This window comes from Bacillus sp. EKM501B (assembly GCF_011800505.1).
Classification (GTDB): Bacteria; Bacillota; Bacilli; order Bacillales; family Bacillaceae_G; genus Bacillus_A; species Bacillus_A cereus.
Window position 1 is genome coordinate 217,778 of the sequence record NZ_JAALFZ010000001.1, and the last position, 23,962, is coordinate 241,739.

Consider the following 23,962-nt stretch of genomic DNA (forward strand, 5'->3'; position numbering starts at 1 on the left):
ATTGTATAAAAATCCTAATTTTGTAATTTTGGAGAAAAGGGGATGCGAGTGTATGGGAGCAGATGTAGTAACGCGGGAGCAAATGAAACATTCTTTAGATGATTGGTATCGTGTAATGTTACAGCAAAATATAGAGAAAGCTATGGAAATTAAGGAAGATATTGAGAGTGAATTTTCTAATGTAAAAGAGGATGGGGATTTATGGCTATATTACTCTTTATTAGATTTTAGATATAAAGTGCTGGCGGATGGTTTACAAATTACTAAAAATAGTTTTGATAAAATTGATGAAATTTATAAAACGTCTGAAAATCGTTTGTCATATTACTATTATTTTTTTAAGGCAATGCATGCAACTCTAATATCAAATTACAATGATGCAAGTAGATGTTATGAGAAGGCCAAAACACTAATAAAATATATTCCTGATGAATTAGAATATGGGGAATTCTGTTATCGTCTTTCTGCATTTTTCTACAATACAAGGCAACCAATGAATACAATAAAATATGTAAATAAAGCTAAAGAAATTTTTTCAAAACAAGCAGGACAAGATATGAATATTGCTTTATCTCAGAATCTTTTAGGACTAACTGCCATACAAATAAAGCAATATGAACAAGCAGAAGAGTGTTTAAATTCAGCGATAGATATTCTACAAAAACAGGATAACGCTATATTGCTTTTAAGGGTACGTCATAATTTAGGATGGCTATACGCAAGTCAAAACCTTTCTGCACTAGCTATTCGACATCTTTCAGAAGTAACAGAGAAATTCCCAGCACATTTCAAAGCGATTTTCCTACAAGCTAGGGAACATTTTAAACTGGGAGAAACAAACATTGCTGAAGAATTAATTGATAGAGGATTAAACATTTGTATGGAGTTAGAAAATGAAGAGTATATACATCATTTTAGTATTTTAAAAGCAGTAAATGGTAATGTTCCTATTAAAGAATTAGAGCAAATTATCCTTAAAGGAATTACTTATTTTGATAAAGAATCTTTATATAGTTACACTCAGGAATATGTGGAAAAACTTGCAATAAAGTTTCGTGAGGATGCTAATTACATGAAAGCAAGTGATTATTTTTACAAAGCATTACAGGCAAAAGAGAAGAAGATAGAGAGAGGAGCATTAAAATAATGTTTAAAAAAATTGGTATGGCTGTAACTGGTATAGTGTTAGTTGGTATTGTATCTGTCGGTTTAAATAGTTCCTTTGTACAACAAGCGGAGCACGGTGATGTTCCAGCACCAGCAAGACCAGACTACGTTAACATTGGTGACACAGGCGGAGCACCAGCAGATAATAGAGGCGACGGCGGAGTAAGCCAACTATAATAACAAAGAAAGGGACTTCAACATGAAGTCCCTTTTTCTATTTTTAGGCCATGTAGAGAAAAGAATTGACTTACTTTAAATATGTAACTATAATAGTTACAGAATAACCATTAGTAATAGAAGTGAGTTATATTTTTTTAGTATAATTGTAACTGTTTTAGTTACAATTAAAAAGAGAACATAAAACAACCAAAAAATGTAAAAACTTTAAATAGCAACTCAAGAAAGGAGACGGGAACTTTGAAACGGTTTAAGTTTTATTTGATTAGCGGTATTGTGCTTGTTTTGCTTATCGTATGTAACTTCGTTGATAAGCCGATTGCGAAGGTTGAAGAAGTGAAAGATACTGTTATGATGAAGCTGAATACGAAAGAGAGTATGGCGCAAATTGATGGGCAGACGATTTATTTTAAGCAAATTGGTGAGGGGAAACCTCCGTTACTCATGTTGCATGGGTTTGGTGGTTCTTCTGATGGGTTTAGTGATATTTATCCGGAACTAGTGCGAGATCATACGATTATTGCGGTTGATATTTTAGGATTTGGGCGTTCTTCTAAGCCGGTTGATTTTCAGTATTCGTTTCCTGCGCAAGTGAATTTATATTATAAGTTAATGAAGAAGCTCGGGTATGATCAATTCGCAGTACTTGGTCATTCGATGGGCGGAGAGATGTCTCTCAATTTAGCGTATTTATATCCGGATGCAGTGACGCATCTCATCTTGGCGGATTCTACAGGGATAGAGTCTTTCCAGCAAAAAGAAAGTTATGAAGTACCACCGCTATCGACGGACTTACAAACTGTAACTGAGATTACGAAGTATAATAAAAATGAAGTAAAAAATAGTCGTGATGATAAAGAGCATTATGATCAGCTTACGAAAATGCGAGAGCGCCGCATTGCGATGGAAGCTGATAAAATTAAGGTACCGACTTTAATTATATGGGGACGACATGATAAGAGTGTTTCGTGGAAAAATGGTGAACTGTATCATGGGCTATTTGCAAATAGTACGTTTCATATTATTGAAAAAGGATACCACGCACCGTTTCGTCAAGAACCAATTGAGTTTATGGAATATGTACAAGCATTTTTCGCGAAGCATCCACAATAAAAATTTTAAGCATAAATCCACTTCTTTCCTCATAGAGTGAAACTAATAAGGCTTGTCTAAGGAAAGGAATGAAGTAGAGTGGAAACTTTACCATGGTGGGTTTATCTTGTAATTGTTGGGATTGTATTAAGTGGCTACATGGTTTTATATACTTCGAAAAAAGAGCAAGATATGGATAATGAGTTTATCGAAAAAGAAGGCGAAGTATATATGAAGCGTTTAGAAGAAGAGCGTGAGAAACGTAATCAGGATAGTGATAAAGATTCGGTATTGCTTTAATAGAACTTTTGAAAGGTTACCACTTAGTAGGATTTTACATCTAGGTGGTAGCTTTTTTTCTTCTGCGGGAGCAGGGAGCAGTATATGTTCATCAAGCTAAGGTTATATTAGTTTAATTTTACATGTATAAGAGAGTCATCATAAACTTTTATTGATGGTATTTATATATTTTTTTACTCATAAGAATGGAACTAGTGGGGATTTTACTGGGGGGGATTAACAATGCATAGGGATGAAACTTCATTACATCCGGATACAGGTGTTACATCTGTAATGTTTGTTGAGCGTTCATTAAATGAAATTCGTTTTTGGTCTAGAATCATGAAGGAGCATTCTTTTTTTCTTCGTTTAGGATTTAGATGCGAGGATACTCAACTAATCGAAGAGGCGAATCAATTTTATCGATTGTTTGAACATATTGAACAAATAGCGCATTCCTATACAAATGAAACAGATCCTGAGCAAATAAAAAGATTTAATGCAGAAGTACAACAAGCCGCAACTAATATTTGGGGATTTAAACGAAAAATTTTAGGGTTAATTCTCACATGTAAATTGCCAGGACAAAATAACTTTCCACTTTTAGTTGACCATACAAGTAGGGAAGCTGATTATTTTAGAAAACGTTTAATACAATTAAATGAAGGTAAATTAGATGCTCTTCCTGATGCTATTATTAAAGAAAATGTTTTCTTTTTACGGATTATGGCAGACCATGCTAAATTTATTGGCCATCTTCTTGATCCATCGGAAAGAAAGCTTGTAGATACAGCGCGGAATTTTAGCAATGATTTTGATGAATTGATGTATCAAGCAATTGACTTAGAATCTATGAAACCACAATCCCAAACAGCCCCTCTTTTAGATCAATTTTTAGATCAAAATCGTGTGTCGGTTGCATCTCTTCGGGATTTTAAGAAAACAGCACGTGATTTAATTGAGCAATGTAAAATAAAGAGTATCATTCATCCATTATTAGCAGACCATGTTTTCCGTGAAGCTGATAGATTTCTTGAAATCATTGATATGTATGATGTTCATCTTACAAATATTCAATCACAACCTAGATATTAGAAGATAAGGAAAGATACTATTTTTTCCTTAAGCCGAGAAGTTAACAATTTATTGTTAGCTTCTTTTCTTTGGGATTAAAATTTTCTTTTAAGGACTACATAAATCCCTTTGACCAAATATGTAATTCTTTGTAAAATGATATATATGGAAAGATTATGAATATACAGGAAATCTATGGATAGTAGATTTTAATAAATTATTCGGGGGAAATTTATTAGTTAAGTATATTAACTTGTTTGCACTACATTTTACAAATAAAGGGGTATTAGTAATCATGAAAGCAAAGAAATTAGTAAGTTTAGCATTACCAGTTATGTTATTGAGTGGTTGTATTACAATTGAAACTGATGGTAAGAAAGCTGAACCAAAGAAAGAAGAAACGCAAAAGGTAGAGAAAGAGAATAAGACTTCTGAAAAAGAGAGTAAGTCAACTGATAGCAAGAAAGAGGATAGCTTATCTGTAGCGAAAGGTGAAGGTACAAACAGTAGTTCATCAAGTAGTCAACCAAGTTCTTCTTCAAATAATTCAACTTCTTCTAGTTCTTCAACTGGTAAGGTAACTGGTTCAGATGTTGAAAGGTACAAGGCAGATATCATAAATAGTGCTACTCAAATTGAAAATGCAATGAAATTAATTGAAGGAATAGCAGATTCAGACGTAAAATCATACAAACAAAAGAAAAGTGAAGTACAACTGAGTTTAGGTGGAGCAAAGGCAACTGCTACAAAGCTGAAGAATCTACAAGCGCCTCCAGAGTTACAGGGAGAACAGGCGAAGATAAAGCAGTCGATGGAACTATATGCGGATTGTTTTCAACTTCTCTTTGATGCATTGGACCAAGAAGACGAAAGTAAAATGCATCAATCAGTAAGTAAAGCACAAGAAGGTTCGAAACTGTTTGAAGAGGCAGCGAAGAGTATCGGTAGTAAAACCAACTAAAAATAAAGTATTTAAAGGGGTATTTGTAAGTGCAGTTGGTGTAAGTGAAGAGTTAGGAATTAGTTATGGAAACACATTACAAATTTATCAAATGGAAGATAATGTTCGTATTCGATATGTAAAACAATAAATAATTGGTGAAAAACTCTGTAATAAATTTTACAGGGTTTTTTGTTAGTTCTAGTTTATTTTTTTTGTCTTCCTAAGCGCTAAGCATACTAGTATAAGTTGAGAAATGAACAAAACAATAATGATAGGCAGATGATGTAACTCCATAGTAACTGTAACCATCTAAAGCCCAATTCATACACTATGATGGAGGCTTTTTACTTACTAATCGGATGAAAAAGGAGTGTAATCATGAAGAAACGTACTGTTAATGAAGCGGGAGGGAATGTGCCACAACCAATCCGCAGCGACGGAGCAGGTGCGATTGATTCTGGACCTCGTAATGTTATGCGGGATATTCAAAATCCGAATATGCTTGTTCCGCCTATAACCGATGCAGGGTTAGTTCCTAACTTGAAGTTTTCATTTTCGGACACTTCTATGATTTTGAAACAAGGCGGGTGGTCTCGGGAGATTACTGCTCGGGAACTACCGGTTTCGACGACGATTGCGGGAGTAAATATGAGTTTAACGGCCGGTGGAGTACGAGAACTACATTGGCATAAAGAAGCGGAATGGGCGTATATGCTTTTAGGACGGGCGCGCATAACGGCTGTTGATCAAAATGGGCGTAATTTTATTGCTGATGTTGGGCCAGGTGATCTTTGGTATTTTCCTCCTGGTATTCCGCATTCCATTCAAGGATTGGAACATTGTGAATTTCTACTCGTTTTCGATGATGGGCATTTTTCTGATTTATCTACTTTAGCTATTTCTGATTGGTTTGCGCATACGCCAAAAGAAGTGTTGTCGGCTAATTTCGGAGTACCTGAGAGTGCTTTTCGTTCTATTCCTTCAGATCAAGTTTATATTTATCAAGGAGAGGTGCCAGGTTCGCTTGAAAGTCAGGAAATTCAATCGCCGAAAGGAGAAGTCCCTTTAACATTTAAACATGAATTGTTAAAACAAAAGCCGATTAAGACGCCTGGTGGTAGCGTTCGAATTGTAGATTCTACAAATTTCCCTATTTCCAAAACAATCGCAGCAGCGCTCGTTGAGGTTGAGCCTGGCGGAATGAGAGAACTTCATTGGCACCCGAATAATGATGAATGGCAATATTATTTGACAGGGGAAGCGAGAATGACTGTGTTTCTTGGAAATGGTACCGCTCGTACATTTGATTATAGAGCTGGCGATGTCGGATATGTACCGTTTGCGACGGGGCATTATATTCAAAATACAGGTACCGAAACATTATGGTTTTTAGAGATGTTCAGAAGTAATCGTTTTGAAGATGTATCGTTAAATCAATGGATGGCACTGACTCCTAAAGAAATAGTGGAGAGTAATATACATGTTGGCCCGCAAGTAATGGATTCCCTGCGTAAGGAGAAGGGGCCTATTGTGAAATATCCAGGGTTTTCATATAGTCCGAAAAATGATGAGTAAAAATGATGAGTAAAAATGAAAATTTGCGTTATTCTTTCTGGAGACTGATAAGAAGGGATGGCGTATTTCTTATGCCTAATCTAGTCTTTATCCCGCTATTTGCCGGGCAGTAAGACCCCACCTCAAAATTCAGCGGAATCAAAGAAGTTAGGTGGGGCGCGGGCTGTCCGTAAAAGCCCGATTAGTGAGGGCTGATTAAAGTTTCACTTTATTAGTATCCGTCCCTTGTATTATTGTTCGGGAAATTATTATTGGAGCATAGTATAGGGGAGATACATATAAAAGAGCGCCATTATAAGCTGTAACGCATAAGTTGCGCAGGAAATGCAACGATAACTAGCTTTACTCTTCATCATTTATTTGAACATAATGGGTATAGAGAGGTGATAAACACAGTATGATTTTTAGTGAGCATTTAAAAGAAGAAAGGGAAAAAAGAAATTGGTCACAAAATGATTTGGCTGAAAAACTTCATGTGAGTAGGCAATCTGTTTCGAAATGGGAGACGGGAAAGAACTATCCGAGCATTGAAATTATTATTCATTTAAGTGATTTGTTCGGTATTACAATTGATGAATTGCTAAGGGGTGATGAAGAATTGACGCAGAAAGTAATTGAAGATAGTAAGCAATTGGCGTATCCAAAATGGAAGGTGTTTTTTGATAGTCTATTTATGATAGGGGTATTTTTGTTTATTGCAAAAATCGTTGTATGGATGCTAAATAAGTTTGCAGGAGCAAGTATTACAATTGTAGCAGATGCGCCATATGTAATGAATCTTTTACCCCTTGCATTCATGATTATAGGTGGTATGGGATCGGATAAGTTGAAGAAAATATATAGATAGAGGAAATAATTTCTCTGCACTAGCTGTTCTTTCTACTCAAATTGTGTACTATAAAGGATAGATAGGAAGGGTAACTAACTGTTACGATTTATTTAACCATTTATAACCAAAGTTAATTAAATATATCAGTAAGCCCTGCTAGTCAAGTGATTGGCTAGTAGTGAGGGTTAACTGCGGGCAATCCCTAAAGCTGATTGAACTACAACGTGGCTAGAAATGGCGAGCGTGAATGTTGCGAAAGCAGAAAAAATCAATCAGATGGTGCAAGGTTAAATCCTAAACACTAGAACAATGGGTCTTCCGCCTCGAATCATCTAAGTCAAAATGGATAGGATGAACGTTCAACGACTATCTCGTATAACTGACGAGAGTACATCACAAGCCTATGGTGGTGGAAAAATCCTCTATCTCTAAAGAGATAAACATATAGTCTGCGCTCATGTGAAAACATGAGAAGTTCATAAGAGAACTGGCTAAGGAGTTGCGCCCTTAGTTGAACGAGATAAATTTAATTAAATCTATCAAACCTCATTGAATATATCGAACGTATGTGCTATGTTAGGTTCAATGAGGTAAGAATAATAATGAAATTTTTACGAGTTAGTCAAGTATCAGAATTAACAGGTTTGCATCCGAGTGATCTCAGGAGAATGCTGGTGGAACACGCTACGATTCAGAAGAACAAATCTTTCATTAAAGGAGTTACATTCTGATGATATTGGCGAAGAAAGTTAGACTAATCCCAACGCCTGAACAAGAAAAAGTGCTTAGAAACCATGCTGGTGCTGCAAGATTTGCTTATAACTATTGTAAAAGAATGAGTGATAGATACTATAAGCTATTTGGAAAATCTGTTTCACAGTTAGCTTTACAGAAACGATTTACAAAGATCAAGAAGCGAAAGAGATATGAGTGGTTAAAAGACATCAATGCACAAGTTCCCAAACAGGCTTCAAAAGATTTTGATACGGCGAGAAAACATTCGTTCAAAAAGTACAAAAATGGTTATCACACTTCTTATAAATCCAAAAAAGATTTAATTCAAGGATTTTATGCCAATTATGAAAGACTGGTTATAGGAAAGAAAGTAGTTCATATTCAGTCTATTGGAGAAGTGAAAACAAGCCAACAACTACCAAGAAATAAAAAAACATCAAATCCAAGAGTTACCTTTGACGGTCGTCACTGGTGGATGAGTGTAGGGTTCCAAGAAGACTTTGAATCACAAGAACTAACCGATGAGTCGATTGGTGTGGATGTTGGTTTAAAAGAGCTTTTTGTAGCTTCTAATGGTATGAAAGAACGAAATATAAACAAAGATGCTAAGGTTAAAACCTTTTGAAAAGGAAAAAGTCAGCGCAAAGAGATATGTCTAGGAGATTTAAAAAAGGTGTAAAAATTCAATCTGCCGGATATGAAAAAGCGAAAACTGAGCACCTGCGGTTATCTAGGAAAATTACGAATATCCGAAATAACCATATCCATCAAGCAACAGCTACATTGGTGAAAAACAAACCAATGAGAATTGTTGTGGAAGACTTATCTATCTCAAACCTGTTAAAAAACAAAAAACTATCGAAAGCATTTTCATTTCAAAAATTAAACTTCTTCTTTCAATGTTTGTCATACAAGTGCGAGAAGTACGGCATTGAGTATGTAAAAGCTGATAAATGGTTCGCTTCAAGCAAGATTTGCTCATGTTGCGGAGTAAAATACGACCATTCAGTTCAACCAGAAGGACAGTGGAGTTTAAAGATTCGTGAATGGTGTTGTGCTTCATGCAATAGCCATCACGATAGGGATGTAAATGCGTCGATAAATTTATCAAGATGGGTAAAATAAATGCTTGATAATAGGAGGTAACGATACTGCCTCGTGTGGAGTGTTATACCCCTCGTCCCTTTGGGGCTGCGAGAACACGATGAAGCACTAACTCGTGTAAATTTGATTGAATTGTATAGATTTAGTTAAGTTTATCGTATCGGGACATATAGAATGGAATTTCATGAACAGAAGATTTTGCCGGCAGTGAGGCAAATTAAAGATTTGGAAAAGCTATTACATAGTTCGTATGAATATATTGTTATTTTAGATATTCATGTCGGCCAATTGAAGAGTGTTATATCACTTGCGAAGCAATATTGTAAAAAGGTGTTTTTACATGTGGATTTAATTCATGGTTTGCAGAGTGATGGGCATGCGACGGAATATTTATGTCAGGAGTTTAGACCGTACGGGTTACTTTCAACAAAGGCGAGCGTTATTATGAAGGCGAAGCAAAAAGGTGTTGTGGCAATACAACGCATCTTTTTAATCGATTCGAGTGCGATGGAGAAGAGCTGCAATCTTTTAGATAAGACGAAACCGGATTATATTGAGGTACTTCCTGGAGCAATGACGGATATTATCGCTGAAGTGAAAGAGCGTACTGGTGTACCGATTTTAGCAGGTGGTTTTATTCGTACTGTAGAAGATGTGGAAAGAGCTTTAAACGCTGGTGCGACAGCAATTACGACATCAAAACGCGAACTATGGAAACATTACCAAAAAAAGTGACGGAAATGTGAATTTTTTCGTTGACACCGCTTTCATTTACGGTTAACATTATAGACAAGTTAATAAACGTGACGGAGAAAAGTAGAGATCCACATTTCATTGTTTCTATATAAATTTATATAGAAGCGTGCAAGCTGTGGGTCTTTTTCTTTTGACAAAAACGAATGGCCATTCATTTTACCTCTATCACATTTGGAAGCGTTTAAATTGATTGTGGAGGGATACTATGTCAGCATTTTTAGGAGAGTTAATAGGGACTGCGTTGTTAATCGTACTTGGTGGCGGCGTTTGTGCTGGTGTAAGTTTAAAAAAGTCGTTTGCGAAAGATTCTGGTTGGATTGTAATTACAATGGGCTGGGGCTTAGCGGTAGCGGTTGCAGCATATGCGGTTGGATCAATTAGTGGGGCACATTTGAATCCAGCTTTAACAATAGGATTAGCATTTAAGGGAGCGTTCCCATGGAGTGACGTACCTGGTTATATCGCAGCACAAATGATTGGGGCAATTATCGGGGCAGTTATCGTATATTTACATTACTTACCACACTGGAAAGAAACAGAAGATCCAGGAACAAAGTTAGGTGTATTTGCAACAGGTCCAGCAATTCCGAACACATTTGCAAACCTTTTAAGTGAAATGATTGGAACATTCGTTTTAGTATTTGGTATATTAGCAATTGGTGCAAATAAATTTGCAGATGGATTAAATCCATTTATCGTAGGTTTCTTAATTGTAAGTATTGGTTTATCATTAGGTGGGACAACAGGATACGCAATTAACCCAGCACGTGATTTAGGTCCGCGTATCGCACACTTCTTCCTTCCGATTGCAGGAAAAGGCGGTTCAAACTGGAAGTATGCATGGATTCCAGTAGTTGGTCCAATTTTAGGTGGATCACTTGCAGGTTTATTCCATCAAGTTGTATTTGAAGGAAAGCAAAATTCAGCACTTATTTATGTGATTATCGCAACTGTGATTGTACTAGCAATCTCTTATATGACAAGTAAAAAAAGCGGAAGCAATACAAATAGTAGAAAAGTAGCATAAGGGGGAAACCGATATGAAAAAATATATTCTTTCATTAGACCAAGGAACAACAAGCTCACGCGCAATTCTTTTCAATAAAAAAGGTGAAATTGTTCATTCAGCTCAAAAAGAGTTTACACAACATTTTCCAAAGCCGGGCTGGGTAGAGCATAATGCACAAGAAATTTGGGGATCTATTTTAGCAGTTATCGCAACTTGCTTAAGTGAAGCAGATGTAAAACCAGAACAAATCGCTGGTATCGGTATTACGAACCAACGTGAAACAACGGTTGTCTGGGATAAAACAACTAGTAAACCAATTTACAACGCAATCGTATGGCAATCTCGCCAAACAGCTGAAATTTGTGATGAGTTAAAAGAAAAAGGTTATAGCGAAATTGTTCGCGAAAAAACAGGTCTTTTAATTGATGCATACTTCTCTGGTACGAAAGTAAAATGGATTTTAGATAATGTTGAAGGTGCAAGAGAGAAAGCAGAAAACGGCGATCTATTATTCGGAACAATTGATTCGTGGCTTGTATGGAAACTATCTGGTGGTAAAGCACACGTAACAGATTACTCAAATGCATCACGTACGTTAATGTTTAACATTCACGACTTACAGTGGGATGATGAGCTTCTAGAAATGTTAACAGTACCAAAGAGCATGCTTCCAGAAGTACGTCCATCATCTGAAATTTACGGAGAAACAATTGATTACCACTTCTTCGGCCAAAATGTACCGATTGCAGGTGTAGCTGGTGACCAACAAGCAGCTTTATTTGGACAAGCTTGTTTCGGTGAAGGTATGGCGAAAAATACTTACGGAACTGGTTGCTTCATGTTAATGAACACAGGTGAAAAAGCAGTAGCTTCTGAGCACGGTCTATTAACAACAATTGCATGGGGAATAGATGGTAAAGTAAACTACGCATTAGAAGGAAGTATTTTCGTAGCGGGTTCTGCAATTCAATGGTTACGCGACGGAATGCGCATGTTTAAAGATGCGAGTGAGAGTGAAGTGTACGCGAATCGCGTTGAATCAACTGACGGTGTATACGTTGTACCAGCATTCGTTGGACTAGGAACACCTTATTGGGATAGTGAAGTACGCGGCGCTATGTTTGGTGTAACACGCGGTACGACGAAAGAGCACTTCATTCGTGCAACGCTAGAATCTTTAGCTTACCAAACGAAAGATGTATTATGCGCAATGGAAGCAGATTCAGGTATTGAACTGAAAACATTACGCGTTGATGGCGGAGCGGTTAAAAATAATTTCTTAATGAAGTTCCAAAGTGATATTTTAGATGTTCCTGTAGAGCGTCCAGTAATCAATGAAACAACGGCTCTAGGTGCAGCATACTTAGCTGGTCTTGCGGTTGGATATTGGAAAAACCAAGATGAAATTAAAGAACAGTGGCATATGGACAAACGCTTTGAACCAACGATGGAAGCGAAAACAAGCGAAGAGCTATATGCTGGATGGAAAAAAGCAATTGAAGCAACAAAAGCTTTCAAATAATCATAAACAGTGTTATAATGGTGACAAGTTAATAATTCGGTAGGAGATTTGGAGAGACCACAACACGCTATAGAGGCGAAATCTATAGCGGAGTTTGTGGTCTCTTTTTTCGTTATCAAAGGGAGGAATTACCATGAAATTTTCAAGTAAACAACGTAAAGACGTATTAAACGGAGTAAACAAACAAGAATTAGATGTGATCGTAATTGGTGGAGGTATTACTGGTTCTGGTATTGCATTAGATGGAGCAACACGCGGGTTATCAACAATTGTGTTTGAAATGCAGGACTTTGCAGCAGGTACATCAAGTCGTTCAACGAAACTTGTACACGGTGGTCTACGTTATTTAAAACAACTTGAAGTGAAAATGGTAGCAGAAGTAGGTAAAGAGCGTGCGATCGTATATGAGAACGGTCCCCATGTAACAACACCAGAGTGGATGTTACTTCCGTTCCATACAGGTGGTACGTTCGGATCATTTAGTACATCAATTGGTCTTCGTGTATACGACTTCTTAGCAGGTGTAAAACGAAGCGAGCGCAGAAAGATGTTTAACCGTGAAGAAACATTAAACAAAGAGCCTCTTGTAAAAAAAGAAGGATTAAAAGGCGGCGGTTACTACGTAGAATATCGTACAGATGATGCGCGTCTTACAATTGAAGTAATGAAAGAAGCAATTGAGCACGGCGCAAAAGCTGTTAACTACGCAAAAGTAGACAGTTTCTTATATAAAGATGGAAAAGTATGCGGTGTACGTGTAATCGATTTACTAGACGGAGAAGTATACGAAGTTTACGGTAAGAAAATTGTAAACGCAGCTGGCCCTTGGGTAGATACACTTCGTGAAAAAGATAACTCGAAAAAAGGAAAAGTACTTCAGTTATCAAAAGGTGTTCACTTAGTAATTGACCAAAAACGTTTCCCATTAGGTCAAGCGATTTACTTCGATACACCAGATAAACGTATGGTGTTCGCGATTCCTCGCGGCGGAAAAACTTATGTAGGTACAACAGATACGTTCTACGATAAAGACGCAGCTGTACCACAAATGACAACAGAAGATCGCACATACATCATTAATGCGATTAACTACATGTTCCCAAGCGTGAAAATTACAGAGAAAGACATTGAATCAAGCTGGGCTGGTGTACGTCCGTTAATTTATGAAGAGGGTAAGAGTGCATCTGAAATTTCTCGTAAAGACGAAATTTGGACTTCTGAATCTGGTTTAATTACAATCGCAGGTGGTAAATTAACAGGATACCGCAAAATGGCTGAAATGGTAGTAGACTACGTAACGAACTTACTACAAAAAGAAGGTCATAGCGCATATCCGAAGAGCGACACGAAACATATGCCAATCTCTGGTGGACATGTAGATGGTTCACACGGATTCCCAGCATTCGTTGCGAAAAAAGCTGGCGAAGGTACGAAATATGGTTTAACAACAGCACAAGCAGAAGAATTCGCGAAATTCTATGGTTCTAACGTTGACGTACTATTTGACTTAGCGAAAAAACATAAAGACGAAGCGAAAGAATACAACATGCCGCTTGACGTTCTAATCCCGCTTGTATACGCAATGGATTACGAAATGACAGCAAAACCAGTTGACTTCTTCGTACGCCGCAGAGGCGCTGTATTCTTCAACATCCACTGGGTATATGAGTGGAAAGAAGCAGTAATCAACTACATGGCTGCGAAACTAGGCTGGAGCAAAGAAGAACAAATGAAATATACAGCAGAACTAGAAAAAGCACTAACAGACGCTGTTATTCCTGTAGATCAACAAGAACAGGCAGCTGCGTTAGCATAAAATAGAGAACCACCTGAAGGGGAGCCTTTAGGTGGTTCTTTTTTTATGGAATATTCTTCTAACTATAAGAAAGCTCGTAAGTGGTATGTTATGACCTTTCTTGTTTGGGAGATATTACATTTACTAACTTTGTCTGATGTTTTTGATGTGTGGCGGATTGCTATAAATATGCTCGGTGCGTCGGTAGGATATCTTTTATTTATAAGCATGATACAAATAGATAATAAATTTAGGATAATGCGCAAGAAGATATTTGAAAATTAGCTTGCTATTCTGTAGTTTAAATTATACAAATTTAGTTTGATGGTAATAGAGTATTGCTGAAAACATAGGTGCTATATAGTGAGAGGATTTTTTATATTCGTAATAGGTGTTGTTCCTTGTTTACTCATACTGTTATGAAGCGGGTACATAATCCGTCTTTATTGGTGCTATAAATGATGAGAGCGGCACAGCTGAACTTGAAAAAGTCTAGCTGCGTTAGCGTAAAATAGAGAACTACCTGAAGGGGAGCCCTTTAGGTAGTTTTTCTCTTGACTAAAAATAAATAAAATGTGTTACAATAATGATAGAGTATGTAGTGTGAATTTTGCATAAAATAAAAAAGACAGAAGCCTGAGAAACTTCTGCCTTGTGTAACCTAACTTGCTATTGTGGTGGTAGTAGGTGCGGTTATAAGACAATTACATTAACGTTTTAGCCGAGAACCGCCCTTACCTTTTCCACGAAGCAGGGTGGTTCTCGCTTTTTTGTATACAGAAATTAGCCACGGACCGACGTATCTTCTACCGATGACAACGCCAGCTCCGGTTAGGATACCATACACTAATTTAATTATAAACATCGCGATTATATTATCACCTCCCCCCTTTTTTCAAAATGGAAGAGATGATTGCCACACCTACTAGTTATAGCTTATTAAGTTACGTATTCATTGTATTATGTTTTAAAATAGGGAACAAGATATATGGATGAAAATTCCTGTTTTTAAGCAGAACATTAGTGTCAGGGGACAAGAAGTAAATAAATATTCATAAAAAAGCGGTATGGACATTACCATCCGTATTTTTTTATGTATTTATAAAACTTTTCCATGCAGTGCGTCGTCTAATATATGGGAAGGAGGAAATGATGTGGATGAATTAACGATAGAAGCGTTTGAAATAGAAGATAAGGAGGAACTTATCGACGAAATAATGAACAAGTATGGACAAGAAGTCCTGCAGCTTGTGTATTCATATGTGAATAATAAAGAGGTTGCGGAGGATGTAACGCAAGATATATTTGTGAAATGTTATAAATCTCTTCATACATATAAAGGGAAATCGAATGTGAAAACGTGGTTATGGAGAATTGCGATTAATCAATGTAAGGACTATATAAAAAGTTGGTATAACAAAAAGGTAATCGTTACAGAGGATGAATTTGCGTATATTGGGATTCAAAATGATAGTGTCGAACAAACTGTCATTCAAAATGCGGAGGATAGTAGGTTGGCTTCTGCGGTAATGAGTTTACCGATAAAATATCGAGAAGTCATTTATCTATTTTATTATGAAGAATTATCAATTAAAGAGATGGCTACGGTAATAGACGTAAAGGAAAATACGATAAAAACGAGACTGAAAAAAGCGAAGGAACTTTTGAAGAAAGGATTGGAGGGATAATCAAATGGAAGATCGATTAAAAGGCTTGCGAAAATCAATGGAGAACACAACGTTTAAACATTTGAGTTTTTCTGATCAGCACCAGAAGCAGGTGCGCGAAAAAATTAAGCAATCGTCCGAAAAGGAAGAAGATATCCTTTTAGCAGTGTTACAACTTCTTATGAATGAAAAAACGGGTTATGAATTGATGCAGTTGCTAAGAGGGAGAGGGATTCAAAAATTCGAAGGTGGTGAAGGGTCTCTATACACTTTATTACATCGTCTAGAACAAAATCGCTTTATCCAATCTAGCTGGGATCACGCGGGAGCTAAATATTATCAATTAAATGATAAAGGAAATAAAATGCTGCGAAAGGCAGAGAAGAATGCTACGAAGGCACGATTTATATTAAAAGGATTAGTACAGGAGTGAGAAAAAATTGAGCAAAAAAGGGGAGCGTTTTTTAAAAGAAGTTACGAACCATATTAAATCAAAAGAAGCAAAGGACTTGGTGGCAACAGAACTAGACTTTCACTTGAAACAGACGAAGAATATGTGGATAGAGAAAGGCTTAAGTGAGGAAGTTGCTGAAGATAAGGCTGTTGAACAAATGGGAAGTCCAATTAAGCTTGGCCAGGAACTTAATAAACTACATAAGCCAAAGGTTGATTGGTTCTTAATTGGTTTATTAGTGGCTGCGATGGGGCTAGGATTTTTGCCAGTTATAGCTTTTGGATATACGAATGATGTAATAATGAATAAGGTGATATTTGTTATTCTCGGTGTTGTAACAGCTTTTGGGATGATGCTGATTGATTATCGGAAATTAGAGAGAATGGGAGGGTTGTTTTACACAATCGGGGTACTCATTCTGTTAATGCTATACTGTTTTCCGAACGCTTCGTTGACTGGAGAACCGTTAATAAAAATCGGTCCTATTGAAATTGATTGTTTAATAGCAGTACCGTTCTTTTTTCTAGCGTGGGCGTCTTTTTTCAATAATAGTAGGTTAAAGGTTATGCATCTTGTGGTTTTATATTTATTTTCTTTGTATTTATTTTTGATTGTATCAACCCTTTCGTCAATTTTTGTTTATATGACAATGGTATTCGTTATGCTTTGGTGGAGTAAGTTAGGAAAGAAAACGGCGTTGATTATTACGATTGTACCCATTTGTTTATTTATTATCAGGGCATCGGTATCCTGGTCTTCAGGATATCACTTAGATAGAATTTTAGGGTATTTAAATCCGGAGAGTGATGCAGGTGGTGCAGGATTTATGTATATACGATTAAAAGAGGTAATGTCATCAGCAGGTTGGTTTGGTACATATGGAGATATGAAATTCATCCCTGCTCCGGATACTGATTTTGTATTTGCAAGTTGGACTTACTATTATGGGTATTGGCTTGCATTAATTCTTGTCTTCGTTCTTTCTCTTTTTGTAGCAAGATTAATAGTCATCTCTTATAAAATAAATGATCGGTACGGTAAATTGCTACTCGTTGGTGGATTGACTCTTTTTGTATTCCAGTTCATTTATAATGTTGGAATGATACTAGGATTATTGCCGCTTGCTGCTATATCCTTACCTTTTATTAGTTACGGATTAACGCCGACTGTATTTCATGCGCTTATAATGGGGATTGTGCTGAGTGTGTATAGGCGTAAGGATATTTCAATTAGAATGAGAAAAACACCTTGAATTATCAAGGTGTTTTCATTATAAGCTCAAAACTCTCCGAATCAGCCCCAAGCACAAAAGGACTAACCTCGCCAACGCTATAAAGTTGCAACTCATGCATCGCCCTTGTACAAGCAGTGTAGAACAATCTACGTACGCTCTCATCACTGTACACAGCTTTAGAAGCATCGTAAATAATAACAGCGTCAAATTCAATACCCTTCGCTAAATAAGCAGGAATAACGACGATGCCTTGCTCATACTCGGCTGAGTTACTTTTCACAAGTTTAATATTCTCGATATGACTAAGTGCTTCGTAAGCAGCTGCGCTTTCAGCTGCAGATTTACATATAATTGCGATCGTATTGTGCTGCTCTTTTTGTAGTTCAGCAACTTTGGCAGTAATACGTTCGTGCAGTTCGTTGTAATTCGATACTTTCGTCACTGTAGGTTTCTCGCCGTCACGTTCAAAGGCGTGAATGTTCTTGCCTTCCGGTACGAGAGCACGTGTAAATTCAATAATCGGTTTTGTTGAGCGGTAGCTACGAGTTAAGTTAATGCCGTTTGTTTCGTCTGGACCGTATAAATTTGTAAGTGTATCGAAATTAACCGTTTCACTCGCATGAGCAAATATCGCTTGGTTAAAGTCTCCGAGTACAGTCATTCTTGCAGCAGGGAAGAGACGTTTTAAAAACTCGAACTGAAACGGCGAATAATCTTGCGCTTCGTCTACGAGTACGTGTTTAATCGATCTGTTCGTTTGGAAGCCTTCAATTAATTCTTTTAAAAGTAAAAATGGAGTCGCATCCTCGTAATATAGTTTTCCTTCATCAAGCATGTTTACTGTTAAGGAGCAAATGTCATCCCACTCTTTCGGTTTTTTCTCAGTAACCCATGATGCATCTGTGAAAAGTTGTTTATATATGCCTGTGAAATTGATAAAGCGTAATGTTTGAACGCCTTTACGCAGTGGCTTCAATTTTTTACGGACAATCATACGTCCAAGTACTCTCGTTTCTTTTTCAAAATCATTAAAGGAGTTGTCGTCAAACTCGCCTTTTTTCTGTAAATATTTATAAGCTTTTTGGTATTCATCTTTACTAAGTAATTCAATTTCTTCTTCTACCCAAGGCTTTTTCAGTTCTGCTTTTTCAAGTGCATCTATTTGCTTGTTTAGCCAATCCGTTAACTTCTCAATTCGACTATGGAAGCGGAGGGAGGAGTCGGTATTGTAAAATTGTTCTGTAATTTCTTTCGCAGAAACAATCAGTTTTCCTCTAAATTTCATTCCTCTAAATAGCATGCCTGAAGATTCAAGAGATTGTCTGTACGCTCTAATCATCTCGAAAAATTGAGTGGATGCTTTAAATCGGATACTCGCATTTCTCGTTTTATAGGTAGGATTATTCGTTTCAGTTAACATATATTCTAATTGTTCATAAGGATCTTCAACTTCAAATGACTTACTTAGTCTATGATTTAAATATTCTTGGAATGTAACTTGCTGCATATTTTCTTCACCGAGTTCAGGTAGTACGTTAGAAACGTAGCTATTGAACATAGAGTTAGGAGAGAAGAGAATAATTTGATCTGCTTTTAGCCATTCGCGATATTTATATAGTAAGTAGGCGATTCGTTGCAATGCAGCTGATGTTTTACCACTACCAGCGGCTCCTTGCACGATAAGGAGTCGGCCTTCATCGTGACGAATAATTTCATTTTGCTCGCGCTGAATCGTAGCAACGATGCTTTGCATATGTTTGTTCGTGCCTTTTCCAAGCGCTTGTTGCAAGATTTCATCACCAATTGTAAGGCTCGTATCGAACATAGAATCAATCTCGCCATTTTGAATAATGTATTGTAATTTTTTCTCCACATTACCGTGGATTACGCCGCCTGGTGTACTGTATTCAGCAGGTCCTGGTGGATAATCATAGTACACACTCGAAATAGGTGCGCGCCAGTCATATATAAGGAAGTTTTCTCCGCTTGCATCAGTAAGTGTAGCGACGCCGATATAAATTTGATCCGCGGCAGATTCTCCTTCTTCTTTGAAATCAATTCGTCCGAAATAAGGTGCTTTATGCATGCGTCTTAATGCGGCAAGTCGATTAAAGGTGTGCTTATGGGTAATTTGTGTGACAGCTAGTGACTGAGCTTGTTGTCTTAAGTTGATAACTGTTTCAAGATAATCATCGAAAGTATCAGTATTCACTTTCACATCATCCCAAAAGTGTTTACGAATATTGATTACTTCTGCTCGGCGTCTGCCAGTTTCGTTTTCCAGTTTATCAATTTGCTCCGTAATTGTTTCAATTACGGTATCCAATCTTTTTTGCTCTAGATCAAGTTTTTTGTTCATACGGTAAGCACTCCTTTAAAAGTGAAAAATAGAGGTTGACTGAAGATGTGTTTTGGTGTACAATTAAGATACGGATAAATACGTTCCTTTTGTTTTGTAAAACGTGTTTCTGTTCTAATTTAACATAGTTTTTTCATTTAATCAATGATAATAAGATAAACCTTGGTTCTACGTGGCGTGGATCAAGGTTTTTTTGTGTTTGAAGAGGGAGTCACGCTTGTTGTCGTTTTTTGTCGGTAAGTCGATATATTTCGAAAATCGCTGATATAATTGGAGTTGCGCTGATATATTTTGAAAATCGCCGATATAATTTCATTTACCGAATCTAGATTAACTACTGGGAGAAGAGGGGATAAAAAAAAGCTCGGGCTAATCCCGAGCTTTTCATTATTTCTTTTCGTCTTTCTTAGCGTCAGCTTTTTTCTCTTCGAAAAGATCTTTTAAATCTTTATCGTCAACTTTTACGTCAGCTTTTTTGATTTCTTTCATCATAAGATCGTTCATAAATTGAGCATCTTGTGTTTTTTCTTGAACTAGTGATTTTTTAATATCAGCTTTTGCTTTATCGAAATTTGCATCTGCGTGATTATCAGTTACTTTGATGATATGGTAACCGAATTGTGTTTTTACAGGTTCGCTTACTTCACCTTTTTTCAACTTTTGAGCTGCTTCTTCAAATTCTTTTACCATTTTCCCTGGTCCGAAGAATCCTAAGTCGCCACCTTTTTCTTTTGAGCCTGTATCTTCAGAGTATTGTTTTGCTAATTCTTCGAAAGATTTACCTTGAGCAAGTTCATCTTTCACCTTTTTAGCAGTTTCTTCATCTTTTACAAGGATATGACTTGCTTTAATTTCTTTTTTATAATCCTCGAATTTTGCTTTTACATCTTTATCAGTAATCGATTGTTCAACCGCTTTTTCTTGAGCTAATTGAGCACGCACACTATTTTTAATAGTTTCTTCTTTAATACCTTGTTGTTTCATTAGTGTATCGAATTGATCACCGTATTGTTTTTTCATTTCATCGAACTTTTTGTCTACATCTTTGTCTTCAACTTTGTAGTTTTTAATAAGTACTTTTTCCATAACCATGTTGTTTAGTACTTGTTTACCAGCTTGTGTCTTCATTTGATCGTAGAATTCTTCTTTTGTAATGTCACCAGCTTTAGATGTAACAATTTTGTCTGATGATGATGTTCCACATGCTGATAATGCGATTACACTTGTTGCGGCTAAGGCAAGCATAGCTTTCTTCATTCGATAAACACTCCTACTATTATGTATTTTTAATTTATCCTACACCAATGAATTTTGATTCATAAGAGCCCGATTAAGTCTCACTGATACTTTTGCTTTTTTATATTGGTAAAGCGCGCTTAACAGGGCTTACCGTGGCTGAGGATAAAGTTTTGATGAATGTTTTGTTCTATAGTATAAGCAATATGTACAAAATTTAATATATCATATTTCGAACCGTTTTCATATTGATAAAGAAAAATTAACCAGCACGTGTCAGATTTTGAAAGTGTGCCATATTGGGCGTATGCCGCATATACAGAATAGAGGAGGGGATGGGGATGAATTCTCAACTTATTTTATTACTTGTACTGTTTATTTTATTGGTTATTGTAGGTATAATTTGCTTATAGAGGAAAAAAGTGAGGAAGGGGCTTTCCTTCCTCACTTTCCATGAAATATAATTTCTATATAACTAGAAATTAATAAAATTGTTATACATACATTAATAACCCGAAAGACACCGGGCTGGCGGCTCGCAGCTATTTGTTTTCGTTCACACAGTGTATGTGTCATGAAATTCGTGTAAAATATAACAAGAAGTGCGAATGCGACAAAAACAACTGTTATAAGTGTCATGAGGCGAGACCTCCTTTTGGCTAAAATACATATACATATATTGTATCACACGATATTTTGTTCGTGTTACAAAATTCAGAAATAGAAGACTTTGTGTTAGAAAGTGAGGGAGAAAATGGACGTTGTTAGAAGATTAGAACAAGCTGAATACTATGTAGACCTACTATTTAAAATGATTGATGAAGAGAAGTGTCCATTTTATTCTTTGATCATAAAGAAAAAAGCTCGTAAAAAAGATATTGAACGTATACTAAATCTTTGTGAAAAACTGAACGAGCAATATGTAGTGGAGAAAGCAGAAGGGCTTCTTTTGTTCGATGCGCTGTTAGATCAATTTGAAAAAGCGCTTCCACATCAGCTCGAAGTACACGAAACTGCGGAAGCGCTAGCAAAACAAGGTTTATTTAAGCCGCTTATGAATGAATTCTTAAGCATGATTGCGAAAAAATAAATAGATTATTTCTTAACTAACTTTTGATCGGATTCTGTAAAGTTCTCTTCAATATCTTCTAATGATTTCTCAAAAATATCGATAAAGTCTTGTCCGTAAATGTTACGCAGGATTGCAATCAGTTCGATATTTTCTGGGAACTTCCCATAAAAATTACGAAGTGCAAGAGCCCCATTAAACACTGAATTATTTTCAGGATCATACTCTTCCATTAAGCGAAGTAGTAATTCTTCCCCTTTGTCTGTAATTTCAATGTACGTATTTCGTTTATCATCTTCCTTTTTTGAGAATACAAGATAGCCGCGTTCTTCCAGCTTTTTCGAGAAGTTAAACGCTGTTGATACGTGCATAACTCCAAACTTAGCAATCTCAGAAATAGAAGCCCCTTTTAAATGATAAGCGATTGTTAAAATATGATGTTCATTAATATTTAAATCGTAAGGTTTAATCCACTGCTGCCAATCTTTCTCTACACATTTCCATAACGCTTTCGATAATTGAGCAATGCGTTGGCTGAAAATCATCGCTTCTTTTACCGAGTAATCTTTTTCTCCACTTTTCATTTACTCACCCACTTTAACATTCTTTTTTCATTACTATCTATTATGCCAGTAAAATAAAAATTAATAAAGTCTTTTTGTGAGAATTGTGAAAATTTTTCGGAAAAATGACATTCTATACAAATCATGCATAACTATGGAAGCGTTTTATGAGTCGTGAATACATACGTTGTCCTTACATGTTAAGTGATAACATATATTGTAAATGCATAAAAACACGGCATATCTATACGATATGCCGTGTCAAGGTCAATTTATATAAAAAATATTTGTTATATGCAAAAAACTAAGCAGGAATTTGTTTACGCTTTTTCTGGAACAGCTTCTTGTAGTTTCTCAATTGACTTTTGGATGTCCAAAATTTCTTTCTCAATATGGCGCTTGTTTTGAGAAATATCTTGCTTCCAGTTAGAAAGCGTGTCTTGCATGTCATCTTTTAATTCTTGAAACACTTCTTTACCTTCTGAAGCAGTTTCAACAATTTGACGCTTTAATAATTTCGTATCAGCTGTAATATCAGCTAAAGTCTTTTTAATATCATTTCCTTTTTCTTTTAACTTGCCGCGCATGTCTTTACCAGAAGAAGGAGTTGAGAAAAGAACAGCTAGTCCAGCAACTGCTCCGCCGCAAATAACACCTGTAATAAAGGATTTAGCTTTTGACATAAAAGGAGACCTCCTTATTTTTTGTTCGTATTCATGATGGGAAAAATATGCATATCTTTCTTATATGTGCTATGCACAAACAATCATCCCTGAGCATTTTAAGTAAAGAAACAAGCCATGCGGAATTTGATGACTTCAGGGAAGTGGCTTGTTATGTATTACGCCTTCTTATAGTGTCATTATTTCACACTATTTGCAATTGTACTTGCGATGTTTTGTAAATTTTCCATAGTGTATTCATTTTGATGTGATTTCCAAACAGCACCGAAACCATCTTTTTCACCGTAGCGTGGAATTAAATGAAGGTGGAAGTGGAACACAGTTTGTCCAGCTTTTTCACCGTTATTGTTAAGTAGGTTAAAGCCAACTGGATTAAACTCTGCTTTAATCGCATTTGCGATTTTTGGAACGACAGAAAAAATGTGTGATGCGATTTCTGGCGTTAACGCAAAAATGTCTTGTTTGTGAACTTTCGGAATAACAAGAGTATGTCCTTTTGTTACTTGACTAATATCTAAAAATGCAAGCACATGTTCATCTTCGTATACTTTTGAGCAAGGGATTTGCCCGTCAATGATTTTACAAAAAATACAATTGTCTGCTGTATGATTCATTGATCTCATCCTTTCAAATATCCTTA

General features: G+C 36.4%; 24 protein-coding genes and 2 pseudogenes. 19 read left to right on the plus strand and 7 right to left on the minus strand.

Going from position 1 to position 23,962, the window contains the following annotated elements:
• Positions 1-52: 52 nt before the first annotated feature.
• From HFD78_RS01185 to HFD78_RS01255, 15 genes and pseudogenes are all read left to right on the plus strand, one after another.
• Positions 53-1,147: a response regulator aspartate phosphatase gene (locus HFD78_RS01185; RefSeq protein WP_000500577.1), complete on the plus strand. Its 1,095-nt coding sequence runs from the start codon at positions 53-55 to the stop codon at positions 1,145-1,147.
• Entirely contained in the window at positions 1,147-1,344 is a 198-nt protein-coding gene (locus HFD78_RS01190) for a Phr family secreted Rap phosphatase inhibitor (RefSeq protein WP_000473354.1), read from the plus strand. Before HFD78_RS01185 ends, HFD78_RS01190 begins: the two co-directional genes overlap by 1 nt.
• Positions 1,345-1,584: 240 nt before the next feature.
• Positions 1,585-2,457 (plus strand): alpha/beta fold hydrolase, encoded by an 873-nt coding sequence (locus HFD78_RS01195; protein ID WP_000819471.1) that lies wholly within the window; start codon positions 1,585-1,587, stop codon positions 2,455-2,457.
• Between the two features lie 78 nt (positions 2,458-2,535).
• Positions 2,536-2,736: a sporulation YhaL family protein gene (locus tag HFD78_RS01200; RefSeq protein WP_000449223.1), complete on the plus strand. Its 201-nt coding sequence runs from the start codon at positions 2,536-2,538 to the stop codon at positions 2,734-2,736.
• Positions 2,737-2,958: 222 nt separating this feature from the next.
• Positions 2,959-3,810, plus strand: coding sequence for a DUF2935 domain-containing protein (locus HFD78_RS01205; RefSeq protein WP_000554479.1), 852 nt, complete (start codon positions 2,959-2,961; stop codon positions 3,808-3,810).
• 274 nt (positions 3,811-4,084) lie between these two features.
• On the plus strand, positions 4,085-4,750 hold the full coding sequence (locus tag HFD78_RS01210; protein WP_000644837.1) for a DUF7018 domain-containing (lipo)protein: 666 nt from the start codon (positions 4,085-4,087) through the stop codon (positions 4,748-4,750).
• A complete protein-coding gene (locus tag HFD78_RS01215; RefSeq protein WP_000828752.1) occupies positions 4,710-4,880 on the plus strand; it encodes a hypothetical protein in 171 nt (56 codons plus the stop codon). The genes HFD78_RS01210 and HFD78_RS01215 overlap by 41 nt, the downstream gene beginning before the upstream one ends.
• Before the next feature lie 230 nt (positions 4,881-5,110).
• On the plus strand, positions 5,111-6,307 hold the full coding sequence (locus HFD78_RS01220) for an oxalate decarboxylase family bicupin (RefSeq protein WP_000747512.1): 1,197 nt from the start codon (positions 5,111-5,113) through the stop codon (positions 6,305-6,307).
• Between the two features lie 397 nt (positions 6,308-6,704).
• On the plus strand, positions 6,705-7,154 hold the full coding sequence (locus tag HFD78_RS01225; RefSeq protein WP_000577635.1) for a helix-turn-helix domain-containing protein: 450 nt from the start codon (positions 6,705-6,707) through the stop codon (positions 7,152-7,154).
• A gap of 712 nt (positions 7,155-7,866) precedes the next feature.
• Positions 7,867-8,996, plus strand: a pseudogene (locus tag HFD78_RS01230) (RNA-guided endonuclease InsQ/TnpB family protein).
• A gap of 153 nt (positions 8,997-9,149) precedes the next feature.
• Positions 9,150-9,710, plus strand: coding sequence for a glycerol uptake operon antiterminator GlpP (gene glpP, locus HFD78_RS01235; RefSeq protein WP_000394286.1), 561 nt, complete (start codon positions 9,150-9,152; stop codon positions 9,708-9,710).
• A gap of 226 nt (positions 9,711-9,936) precedes the next feature.
• Positions 9,937-10,758, plus strand: coding sequence for a glycerol uptake facilitator protein GlpF (glpF, locus tag HFD78_RS01240; RefSeq protein ID WP_001272195.1), 822 nt, complete (start codon positions 9,937-9,939; stop codon positions 10,756-10,758).
• A 13-nt stretch (positions 10,759-10,771) separates the two neighbouring features.
• A complete protein-coding gene (glpK, locus tag HFD78_RS01245; RefSeq protein ID WP_000760004.1) occupies positions 10,772-12,262 on the plus strand; it encodes a glycerol kinase GlpK in 1,491 nt (496 codons plus the stop codon).
• A 133-nt stretch (positions 12,263-12,395) separates the two neighbouring features.
• The gene (gene glpD, locus HFD78_RS01250) at positions 12,396-14,078 is read left to right on the plus strand and encodes an aerobic glycerol-3-phosphate dehydrogenase (protein ID WP_000672831.1); all 1,683 of its coding nucleotides are present in this window, start codon (positions 12,396-12,398) and stop codon (positions 14,076-14,078) included.
• Between the two features lie 57 nt (positions 14,079-14,135).
• Positions 14,136-14,342, plus strand: a pseudogene (locus HFD78_RS01255) (hypothetical protein); the annotation flags it as partial.
• A gap of 424 nt (positions 14,343-14,766) precedes the next feature.
• Here HFD78_RS01255 and HFD78_RS01260 read toward each other — a convergent pair.
• On the minus strand, positions 14,767-14,922 hold the full coding sequence (locus HFD78_RS01260) for a hypothetical protein (RefSeq protein ID WP_000469930.1): 156 nt from the start codon (positions 14,920-14,922) through the stop codon (positions 14,767-14,769).
• A gap of 289 nt (positions 14,923-15,211) precedes the next feature.
• Between HFD78_RS01260 and HFD78_RS01265 the strand changes: the two genes are divergently transcribed.
• Genes HFD78_RS01265 through HFD78_RS01275 form a run of 3 tightly spaced genes read left to right on the plus strand, consistent with a single transcriptional unit; the run spans position 15,212 to position 17,430 of the window.
• Positions 15,212-15,745, plus strand: a complete 534-nt coding sequence (locus HFD78_RS01265; RefSeq protein WP_000344010.1) for a sigma-70 family RNA polymerase sigma factor — start codon at positions 15,212-15,214, stop codon at positions 15,743-15,745.
• A gap of 4 nt (positions 15,746-15,749) precedes the next feature.
• The gene (locus HFD78_RS01270; RefSeq protein WP_000390151.1) at positions 15,750-16,157 is read left to right on the plus strand and encodes a PadR family transcriptional regulator; all 408 of its coding nucleotides are present in this window, start codon (positions 15,750-15,752) and stop codon (positions 16,155-16,157) included.
• Positions 16,158-16,164: 7 nt separating this feature from the next.
• On the plus strand, positions 16,165-17,430 hold the full coding sequence (locus HFD78_RS01275; protein WP_000037417.1) for an FtsW/RodA/SpoVE family cell cycle protein: 1,266 nt from the start codon (positions 16,165-16,167) through the stop codon (positions 17,428-17,430).
• A 4-nt stretch (positions 17,431-17,434) separates the two neighbouring features.
• Here HFD78_RS01275 and helD read toward each other — a convergent pair whose 3' ends face one another.
• The 3 genes from helD to HFD78_RS01290 form a co-directional block, all read right to left on the minus strand.
• A complete protein-coding gene (helD, locus tag HFD78_RS01280; RefSeq protein WP_001035438.1) occupies positions 17,435-19,771 on the minus strand; it encodes an RNA polymerase recycling motor HelD in 2,337 nt (778 codons plus the stop codon).
• Positions 19,772-20,158: 387 nt separating this feature from the next.
• On the minus strand, positions 20,159-21,028 hold the full coding sequence (gene prsA, locus HFD78_RS01285) for a peptidylprolyl isomerase PrsA (RefSeq protein WP_000710063.1): 870 nt from the start codon (positions 21,026-21,028) through the stop codon (positions 20,159-20,161).
• Positions 21,029-21,451: 423 nt separating this feature from the next.
• Entirely contained in the window at positions 21,452-21,646 is a 195-nt protein-coding gene (locus tag HFD78_RS01290) for a hypothetical protein (RefSeq protein ID WP_000172690.1), read from the minus strand.
• Between the two features lie 115 nt (positions 21,647-21,761).
• Here HFD78_RS01290 and HFD78_RS01295 point away from each other — a divergent pair, with 115 nt between their 5' ends.
• Positions 21,762-22,097, plus strand: a complete 336-nt coding sequence (locus tag HFD78_RS01295) for a DUF1878 family protein (protein WP_000383655.1) — start codon at positions 21,762-21,764, stop codon at positions 22,095-22,097.
• A 5-nt stretch (positions 22,098-22,102) separates the two neighbouring features.
• Here the strand turns inward: HFD78_RS01295 and HFD78_RS01300 are convergent, their stop codons facing one another.
• From HFD78_RS01300 to HFD78_RS01310, 3 genes are all read right to left on the minus strand, one after another.
• Positions 22,103-22,660: an HTH-type transcriptional regulator Hpr gene (locus HFD78_RS01300; protein ID WP_000834924.1), complete on the minus strand. Its 558-nt coding sequence runs from the start codon at positions 22,658-22,660 to the stop codon at positions 22,103-22,105.
• A gap of 299 nt (positions 22,661-22,959) precedes the next feature.
• Complete coding sequence (locus tag HFD78_RS01305) at positions 22,960-23,322, minus strand: YtxH domain-containing protein (protein ID WP_000030302.1); 363 nt, start codon at positions 23,320-23,322, stop codon at positions 22,960-22,962.
• 179 nt (positions 23,323-23,501) lie between these two features.
• Complete coding sequence (locus HFD78_RS01310; protein WP_001016835.1) at positions 23,502-23,936, minus strand: HIT family protein; 435 nt, start codon at positions 23,934-23,936, stop codon at positions 23,502-23,504.
• Positions 23,937-23,962 lie beyond the last annotated feature (26 nt).